Source organism: Kitasatospora sp. NPDC053057, from assembly GCF_044546945.1.
Taxonomy (GTDB): Bacteria; Actinomycetota; Actinomycetes; order Streptomycetales; family Streptomycetaceae; genus Kitasatospora.
In genome coordinates this window covers 1-8107 of the sequence record NZ_JBITZP010000087.1, presented here as the reverse complement: position 1 = coordinate 8107, position 8107 = coordinate 1, and the positions used below count along the sequence as shown (strand labels likewise).

Annotated in this window: 9 protein-coding genes and 1 pseudogene; 7 read left to right on the top strand and 3 right to left on the bottom strand. The window is 71.0% G+C overall.

Annotated elements, in window-relative coordinates:
• Positions 1-16: 16 nt before the first annotated feature.
• Positions 17-424, bottom strand: a complete 408-nt coding sequence (locus tag ACIG5E_RS38490; RefSeq protein WP_396541816.1) for an AMP-binding protein — start codon at positions 422-424, stop codon at positions 17-19.
• Positions 425-644: 220 nt separating this feature from the next.
• On the opposite strand from ACIG5E_RS38490, the gene ACIG5E_RS38485 reads away from it, so the two are divergent.
• Both ACIG5E_RS38485 and ACIG5E_RS38480 read left to right on the top strand, forming a co-directional pair.
• Positions 645-1454 (top strand): slipin family protein, encoded by an 810-nt coding sequence (locus tag ACIG5E_RS38485; RefSeq protein ID WP_396541814.1) that lies wholly within the window; start codon positions 645-647, stop codon positions 1452-1454.
• Positions 1451-2470 (top strand): Acg family FMN-binding oxidoreductase, encoded by a 1020-nt coding sequence (locus ACIG5E_RS38480; RefSeq protein WP_396541812.1) that lies wholly within the window; start codon positions 1451-1453, stop codon positions 2468-2470. The genes ACIG5E_RS38485 and ACIG5E_RS38480 overlap by 4 nt, the downstream gene beginning before the upstream one ends.
• Before the next feature lie 931 nt (positions 2471-3401).
• Here the strand turns inward: ACIG5E_RS38480 and ACIG5E_RS38475 are convergent.
• The gene (locus tag ACIG5E_RS38475) at positions 3402-3773 is read right to left on the bottom strand and encodes a hypothetical protein (protein ID WP_396541810.1); all 372 of its coding nucleotides are present in this window, start codon (positions 3771-3773) and stop codon (positions 3402-3404) included.
• 195 nt (positions 3774-3968) lie between these two features.
• Positions 3969-4469 carry a hypothetical protein gene (locus tag ACIG5E_RS38470; RefSeq protein ID WP_396541808.1) on the bottom strand — a complete coding sequence of 167 codons (501 nt, stop codon included), beginning with the start codon at positions 4467-4469 and terminating at the stop codon, positions 3969-3971.
• 100 nt (positions 4470-4569) lie between these two features.
• Here ACIG5E_RS38470 and ACIG5E_RS38465 point away from each other — a divergent pair, with 100 nt between their 5' ends.
• The 5 genes and pseudogenes from ACIG5E_RS38465 (at position 4570) to ACIG5E_RS38445 (ending at position 8091) form a co-directional block, all read left to right on the top strand.
• Positions 4570-5277 carry a DUF998 domain-containing protein gene (locus tag ACIG5E_RS38465; protein WP_396541806.1) on the top strand — a complete coding sequence of 236 codons (708 nt, stop codon included), beginning with the start codon at positions 4570-4572 and terminating at the stop codon, positions 5275-5277.
• 415 nt (positions 5278-5692) lie between these two features.
• Positions 5693-6508 carry an extracellular solute-binding protein gene (locus ACIG5E_RS38460; RefSeq protein ID WP_396541820.1) on the top strand — a complete coding sequence of 272 codons (816 nt, stop codon included), beginning with the start codon at positions 5693-5695 and terminating at the stop codon, positions 6506-6508.
• Between the two features lie 299 nt (positions 6509-6807).
• A complete protein-coding gene (locus ACIG5E_RS38455; RefSeq protein WP_396541818.1) occupies positions 6808-7275 on the top strand; it encodes a multicopper oxidase domain-containing protein in 468 nt (155 codons plus the stop codon).
• Positions 7179-7400, top strand: a pseudogene (locus tag ACIG5E_RS38450) (hypothetical protein); the annotation flags it as partial. The gene ACIG5E_RS38455 and the pseudogene ACIG5E_RS38450, both read left to right, overlap by 97 nt.
• A 229-nt stretch (positions 7401-7629) precedes the next feature.
• Positions 7630-8091 carry a multicopper oxidase domain-containing protein gene (locus tag ACIG5E_RS38445; RefSeq protein WP_396541804.1) on the top strand — a complete coding sequence of 154 codons (462 nt, stop codon included), beginning with the start codon at positions 7630-7632 and terminating at the stop codon, positions 8089-8091.
• Positions 8092-8107 lie beyond the last annotated feature (16 nt).

Below are 8107 nucleotides of genomic sequence, written 5' to 3'. Positions count from 1 at the left end.
ACGGATCCCCCGGTGATCATGAAGCGTAGAGAACTCCATGATCGGGTGAACCGTGCCTGCTCTGCTGACACCGCCTATTGGCGGACGCTCTAAGCAGCGAGGCGACCCGGTCTCCCCTGCCGATGCCGAGCGAGCGCAGCGCGTTCGCGAAGCGGCTGGTCCACCGGGTCAGTTCGGCGTAGGTCACCTCCGTGACCTGCCGGTCGGTGGCGACGCAGCGCAGTGCGACCCGCTCCCCGCACCCGGCGACGACATGCCGGTCGAGCGCCTCGTACGCGATGTTCAGCCCCCGGCCGGACGGGAGGCCGTCGAGCATCCCGCGCGCCTCCTGCCAGGAGAAGTCGCGCCGAGCCCGCTCGTAGTCGGCGAGGTTGGGTGGGACCAGCCGTGCCCCGCGCTCGGGGATGAACTCGCCGTCCACCATGGCTCCCTCCGGGACTCGGATCGGATCACGTCCACCGTGGCGGACTCTCGACGTGAACCCCTATCCCAGGGTCCTCGAAGACCGCGCCCGCGGCGATCGGAGGCTGGACTACCGGCGACCAGGGCCGGTGGGCCCGTGCCACGCGGGCGGACCGGGCCCACCATGGAGGTAGTGACGCGTCGAGGAGGCGGTTGCCGTGCCGAACCTGGGAGTCGCTGTCGTGCGGCAGTACCAAAGCGGGGTGGTGTTCCGGCTCGGGCGCCTGCGCGGCGTGCGGGGACCGGGAATCCGGTTCATGATCCCGTTGGTCGACCGGATGTGGAAGGTCCCGCTTCGCACGGTCACCATGCCCATCCCGTCCCAGCAGGTCATCACCCAGGACAACGTGTCCATCGGTGTGGCCGCAGTGGCCTACTTCCGCTGCGTCGACCCGGTGAAGTCGATCGTGGAGATCGAGAACGTCTCCGACGCCAGCGGGCAGATCGCCCAGACCACGGTCCGCAACGTGGTCGGCCGCTCCCTGCTCGACCAGGTCCTCACCGACACCGAGACACTCAACGAGCGGATCAAGGAGATCCTGGACGGCCTCACCCAGCAGTGGGGCGTCTACGTCCTGCTCGTGGAGCTGAAGGACATCGAACTCCCGCAGACGATGCAGCGGGCGATGGCGCGGCAGGCGGAGGCCGAGCGGGAGAAGCGCGCGAAGATCATCGCGGCCGAGGGCGAGGCCCTCAGCGCGGGCCGTCTGGCCGAGGCAGCCGATGTCATCGCCGACCACCCGATCGCCCTGCAGCTGCGCAACCTGCAGATCCTGGCCGAGATCGCCGCCGAGAAGAACTCCACCATCGTCTTCCCCGCCCAGCTCCTCGACAGCGCCCGCGCCCTGTCCCGCTTCGTGGAACAGGAGAGCCGCGAGGCCAGGAAGCCGGCGGCCCGCCCGATCGACGACCGCGACAGCCCCGCGTCGAGCCCGACCGTCGGCTGGGACACAGACCGGCTGGACCCGACGCAAGGAGTCATCCGGCCATGACCGAACCAGCACTGACCCTCGATGACCTGCGGCTGCTGACCGCCACCGCCGGCGCCGCCCCCTCGCTGCACAACAGCCAACCCTGGCGCTTCCGTCCGGCACCCGGCCTGCGGGCGATCCGGGTGTACGGCGACGAGCAGCGCGCCGTACCGGTCACCGACCCGTTCGGCCGAGCACTGCACATCTCCGTCGGCGCCGCAGTCTTCAACCTGCGCGTCGCCGCCGGCCGGCTCGGCCGCGACGCGCAGGTGCGGCTGCTCCCCGACAGCGCCGATCCCCACCTGCTCGCCGAGATCGACCTCTCCCAGCCCGCTCCCCGGCACCCCTTCGGGCACCGCCTCTACCCCGCGATCCAGCAGCGCCACTCCAGCCGCCAGCCGTTCGCCAACCGCGACGTCCCGGAGACCGTGCTGGGCGAACTCATCGCAGCGGCACGGGAGGAGGGCACCACCCTGACGCTGCTCGAAGAGGCCGCGGTACGCCGCGTCCTCAACGTCACCGCAGAGGCCGAACAGCGCATCGCCACCGACCTTGCCAAGGTGGCCGAGACACGCAGCTGGCTGCGTGTCGAGGAACCGGCCACCGACGGCATCCCGGCCGCCGCTCTGGGCCCGCAGGACCCAGACACCCGGGTCCCCATGCGAACCTTCACCCCGGACCCACGGACCACCCCCGCCATGGCACCGCAGCGCTTCGAAGCACTGCCCCAACTGTGCACCCTCGCCACCCCGGCCGACCGCCCGGCAGACTGGCTGCGCACCGGACAGGCCCTCGAACACGTGTGGCTGCTCGCCACCGTCCACGGCCTGCGCCTCTCGGTCCTCCACCAGGCCGTCGAGTACGCCGACACACGCTGGCACTTGCGCGACCCCGAGGACACACCCGAACACGTCCAACTGGTGCTGCGCCTGGGCTACGGCCCGCCCGGCGTCGCCACCCCACGCCGCCCGGTCGAGGAGATCCTCGACCTGACCGACTACCAGGGCGGCGCCGGCGAGGGCGAGTCATCCTGCTGAAGCACCTCCGAGCAGAACACGGGACGGCGTGCCGACCCGGCCCCGGCTGCACGGCCCGCGCGATCCGGGACTGTGGTTGACGACTGTCAGCGGTCATGTAGTCCTCACCGGCGTGCAGCCACAGGATGAGCCCGGCCCGGTCCGTGCGGCGCGGCGCGTAGCTGACGGCTCCGAGCACTCGCCCGGTCTCGTCGCACGCGACCTCGGTGTGCGGGGTGTCCAGTTCCGCCCACCGCTCGCCATCCACCGCTGACCGCCCTTCCAGAGCCTCGGCGAGCATCACCGGGGTCGTCTCCGGCCGGCCCGTCAGCCGGTCATCGGCGACCAGGAAGAGCACCGCCGCCTGGTCGGCCGCCGTGTACGACCGCACGGACAGCCGCACCGCCGAATCCGCACCACGGGTCACCATGCCGCTCCGTCCCCGAACGACGCCACGCCACGCCTGCCGCTTCCTGCCCGAGGGCCGGAACGCGCATGGGGCGTCCGTCAAGCGGCCCATCAGGGAACATCCATACATGAAGAAACTGATGTTCCATCAGAGGCGAACCGGCCTGAGAGCGGAGCACACGCATAGGATCGACGTCCTGATGGCCAACGCCGGCCTGCAGCGGGACGCTGCCGCTAGAGATGACCCTGGCGCAGTGGCCAGAAACTTCTCGACGTCAACCCGGCTGGCCAGGCCACCCATCGGCTCCAGCGCAGCACGCCGGTGCCGTAGTCGAACAGCCTCTGTGGGCAGCGGCCGGTGCACAGGACCGCGACGAACGCGGCCAGGCTCACCGCCAGCAGGACAAGCCACAGGGCGGCCGGCTCGAGGTGGTGCGGGACGAGGAGCAGCCACTTGCCACAGCCAGCGCGACAGCGGCTCGTCGAGCACCGCCTCGACCCGCACCGACCCGTTCACCGCCGTGGTCGTCGCCCTTGAGGTCTGCTACTGCGTCGCCTCCTCGTGCTCATGCCTGCCCCAGTGCACACAGAGCGCGTAGATCGCCAGGATGTCCAGGACGATGATCAGCACCGACCAGAGCGGGTAGCTGGCCGCCACCCACATGTGCGAGAAGGCGTTGAGCGACAGCACGGCCACGCCGACCCAGCGCGCCAGCTGGCTGCCGGCCAGGATGCCGGCCGCGATCAGGGCCAGCAGGATCCCGAGCACCAGCAGAGTCCAGCCCCAGGCCCGCAGATCGCCCACGACGATGTGGGCGCCGTCGACGAAGACGTGCGACCGGTTGATCGCGGCGACGCCGTTCAGGCCGTTGAAGAGCGCAAGGATGAACACCAGCACACCGGCGAAGGTCACCATGCCACTCGGGCAGCAGTGGCGCATTGCGCGCGTCCCGCTCGCACCGGTCGCCGAGGAAGAGGAAGCAGGAGACACCATGAGACACCTCCAGTGCGGTCACGCCCGCCCCCGGTTGACGGGCGACGGGGACTCCGCCGAGCGGCTCCTACGGACCAGCCTAGGACCGCGCCACGCGGGGGGCGCGGCGTACCCGGCTCAGCCGGCTGCCCGCGGCTGCGGCACGCCGAAGGAGGAACGGAGGATCCGGCCGCTCACGGCCAATACCAAGGCAGGGAAGGCTGGCTCCGACCAGGGAAGGCTGGTGACCACGACGAGCAGCACCAGCGCCACCAAGCAGCCGAGCCGGCTGAGCGAGCGCGGAAAGAGTCCGAGGCCGTACCCGATCGTCGTAGCGATCGGCGCCAGGGCCGGCGCCATCCGTAGCACGTCCCGGCTGGTGGGATCGACCGGCACGCCCGACATGCCGCTCGGGCCCGGGGATCGCCGAGCCGCTAACCTGCCCGGTTCGACACCGGCGGTCCCGACGGAGGATGGCAGGGCGCGGCGGCGTCCGCCGGACACCAAACCGTCACCGGACACCGGTTGCTGCGCGGCGGCATGGTCCCCGGTGGCACCGTCCTGCACAGCCTGCCCGACCACGCCGCTCTTCAACTGGCCCGCCCTGCCCGACACGATCGCCCCGGACTTCCCGCTCACCAACATGAGCTTCAACCTCTCCCCCGCGGGAAACGACCTCTGACCGCCAACGTCCTAGGGTGGTGGTGTCGGGCCTGCGTGCCGGACAGGAGCCACAATCATGGGCGAGGCGTTGCTGCGGGCGAGAGCCCCGTGTGCCCGGGACGGCCCCTGGGTGACTGTGGCCGCGGCGGTGGGGCTGCTTGCGTCCCTCGCCTACAGTTCGTTCCCGCTGCAGTGGGTGGTGGGCTCGCGGCTGAGCGTGATCCGGTCGTACGTCAGCGAGTTGTCCGTGGCGGGCCAGTCCGGGGCCGTGGTGTTCCGTGTGGGCGACACGATCGGCGGGGTGGGCCTGGTCGTCCTCGCGGCGGGCCTCGCGGCCTCGTGCGCCCGCGGGAGTCGGCGGGCGGTGGCCGCCGCGATCGCCCTCGCGGTCACCGGGCTGAGCTCGGCCGCCGACGGCGTGTGGCCGATGCCCTGCGCGCCGTCGGCCGACCCGGTCTGCCGCGCCCTGGACCGGAGCACCCTCACGGCGCAGCTCGCCCAGACTCACACGCTGACCAGCCTGCTGGAGTTCACGGTCGCGGTGATCGCCGCCGTCCTCTTCGGCGCCGCGCTGCTCCGCCTGCCGGGCCACCACCGGCTCGGCCTGTTCACCTTGGCGGCCGGGCTCGCGGTGGGGATCCTGGGGCTCGGGGAGATCGCGATGGTGCTGGCCGACGAGCGGGCGGTCGGCGTTCCCGAGCGCGCCCAGGTCCTGCTCGTCTCCCTGTTCTGCGCAGCCCTCAGCGTCCACCTCCTGCGCCGGCGAGCCGGTCGGCCGCCGTGAGCCCGCCCGCGGACATCGTGGTGATGCCGAGGGATTCGTCCGGCCCGGGCTACGCCCGGCGGTCGTCCACGAAGACGCATTCGCCGCCGGGCCTGGGCCCGAACGGCCACGCCGTCCAGGTCGAAGGTGCGGCGCACGGCCTCGGCCAGCTCGGATGGCTCGTGCGGGGCCTGCGGCCAGGACCGCTCATCGCCGTCGCCGCCCTGTCCGCCTCGTGCCTCGCGCTGTCGGCGTGCGGTAGCTCGGCGGGCAAGCCCGCCGCGGAAGCCGCTCCGTCGGTGAGCGGTCAGTCGCTGGTGGGTCAGTCGATCACGCTGTACAGCGGCCAGCACGAGGAGAGCACGAAGGCGCTCGCGGCCGACTTCAAGAAGCGCACCGGCGTGAAGGTCCAGCTGCGTTCCGGGACGAGGCGGAGCTGGCCAACCAGATCCTCCAGGAGGGCTCGGCCTCCCCGGCCGACGTCTTCTACGCCGAGAACCCGCCCGCGCTCACCGTCCTGGAGAACAAGAACCTGCTCGCGCCGGTGCAGGCGGACACCCTCAAGTCCGTTCCGGCCGATGACAGTTCACCCAAGGGGGACTGGGTCGGTGTCTCCGCCCGCACCGCCGCGTTCGTCGCCGCCTCGGGCACCCCGGCCGACACCGCGCCGCCCTCCTCCGTCCTCGACCTGGCCAAGCCCGAGTGGAAGGACCGCCTGGGCATCGCCCCCAGCGAGACCGACTTCACCCCGATCGTCACCCGCGTCCTGAAGGCCAGCGGCGCGGGCGCGGCCAAGCAGTGGCTGGCCGGCCTGAAGGCCAACGCCAAGATCTACAGCAGCAACGAGGACCTCACCAACGCCGTCAACAGCGGCGAGGTCCAGGGCAGCGTGGTCGACCACTACTACTGGTACCGCCTGCGCGACGAGAAGACCGCGGCCGCCACCAAGAGCGCACTGCACTACTTCACCAAGGGCGACCCCGGCGCCCTGGTCGACGTCTCCGGCGCCGCCGTGCTCAACAGCAGCAAGCACCAGGCCGCCGCCCAGGCCTCCCTCGCCTACCTGGCGAGCGCTCCCGCCCAGACCGTAATCGCCAACTCCCAGAGCTACGAGTACCCGCTGGTCGCAGGCGTCAAGAGCAAGGAGAACCTGCCCGCGCTCGACTCGATCGGCACCGTCGCCCCCGTCGCTGACCTCGGCGACGGCAAGGACGCTCTGCAGCTCCTCCAGGACGCCGGCCTGCTGCAGTAACGCGGTCGCGCACCCGGTGACCGCGCACCCCGCCGCCCTCGGCGGCCGGTCACCGGGTGCGATGCCACAGCCCCGACCGTCGCTCTCAGCCCGGCGAAGACAAGTCAAGTCTTGTCCGCCGCAGAGCGATCGGTAAGGCTGCGGCCCGTACCACCCACCCTCACAAGCGATCTGAATACGGAGGGCGCCACCCAGAGCCGGTTCGACGTTTCCGGACGCCAGGTGTACGGCCAGTCCTACACCGGGTCGTTCGTCGCCCCCACCATCCGCGTGAAGCCCGGATCGACCGTCACGTCCACCTGGTCAACCACCTGCCGGTCGCCACCAACCTGCACTTCCACGGCCTGCACGTCTCACCCGAGGGCCAGTCCGACGACCCGTTCCTGTGCGTGGCGCCCGGTCAGTCCACCACGTACAAGCTGGCGATACCCGCCGACCACCCGCAGGGCACCTTCTGGTACCACAGCCACGCCATGGGCACCACCTGCCCCGCGCCGGGCTCCCAGAGCATGCCGGACATGGCCGCCATGCCCGGGGACGTGGAGAACCAGATCTTCGCCGGCCTGTCCGCGCGCTCATCGTCGGCGACGACCGCACCCTGCTCCCGGCGGACCTGCGCCACATCACCGCGCACACCCTCGTCCTCAAGGACGTCCAGCTCGACCCCACCGGGCACATCCTGCAGAACACCGACACCACCTCGATCAACTCCGGCAACCCGACCGTGCGCCTGGTCAACGGCCAACTGCGGCCGGTGCTGTCGATGAAGCCGAACGAGACCCAGCTGTGGCGCCTGGCCAACGCCGGGGCCGACATCTTCTACCAACTCCAGCTCGACGGCTACCACTTCACTGTCATCGGCGAGAACGGCACCCCCGTCGCCAAGGTCACTACCCCCGACACCCTGCTGCTGCCCCCGGGCAAGCGCTACGACGTCCTCGTCACCGCCGGCCCCCACCCCGCCCAGGCGACGCTGCGCACCACCGCCTACAGCAACGGCCCCCAGGGCGGACGCCTACCCCGACACGGAGCTCGCCACCGTCAAGGTCGCCGGCGACCCCGTACGCCGGCTGCCGGACGTCACCGGCGCCATCCCCACCGCCCCCGCCGACCTCTCGGCGGTGCCCGTCGCCCAGCAGCGCACCCTGGACCTGTCCGAGAGCGCCGACGGCAACACCTTCTACATCAACGGCAAGCAGTTCGCGATGGACAGCTCCGTCTTCGACACCCCGGCCAAGGTCGGCACGGCCGAGGAGTGGACCATCGTCAACCACTCCGGCGAGGACCACCCCTTCCACCTGCACACCAACGCCTTCCAGGTGGTGTCCGTCAACGGCGTGCGCCAGCCCTACACCCACCGGCAGGACACCATCCCCGTGCCGCACGCGGTCGACGGTGTGCCGGGCCAGGTCGTGATCCGGGTCGCCTTCGCCGACTACCCCGGCAAGTGGATGTTCCACTGCCACATCGCGGCCCACGAGGACAACGGCATGATGAGCTACATCAATGAAGCTTCGCCATCTTCGAACGTGCTGGTCGGAGGGGCTGGCGTGCGGGTCGTTGGCCGTGCTCGTGCTGGTTGATCGCGGGAGTCTGGGC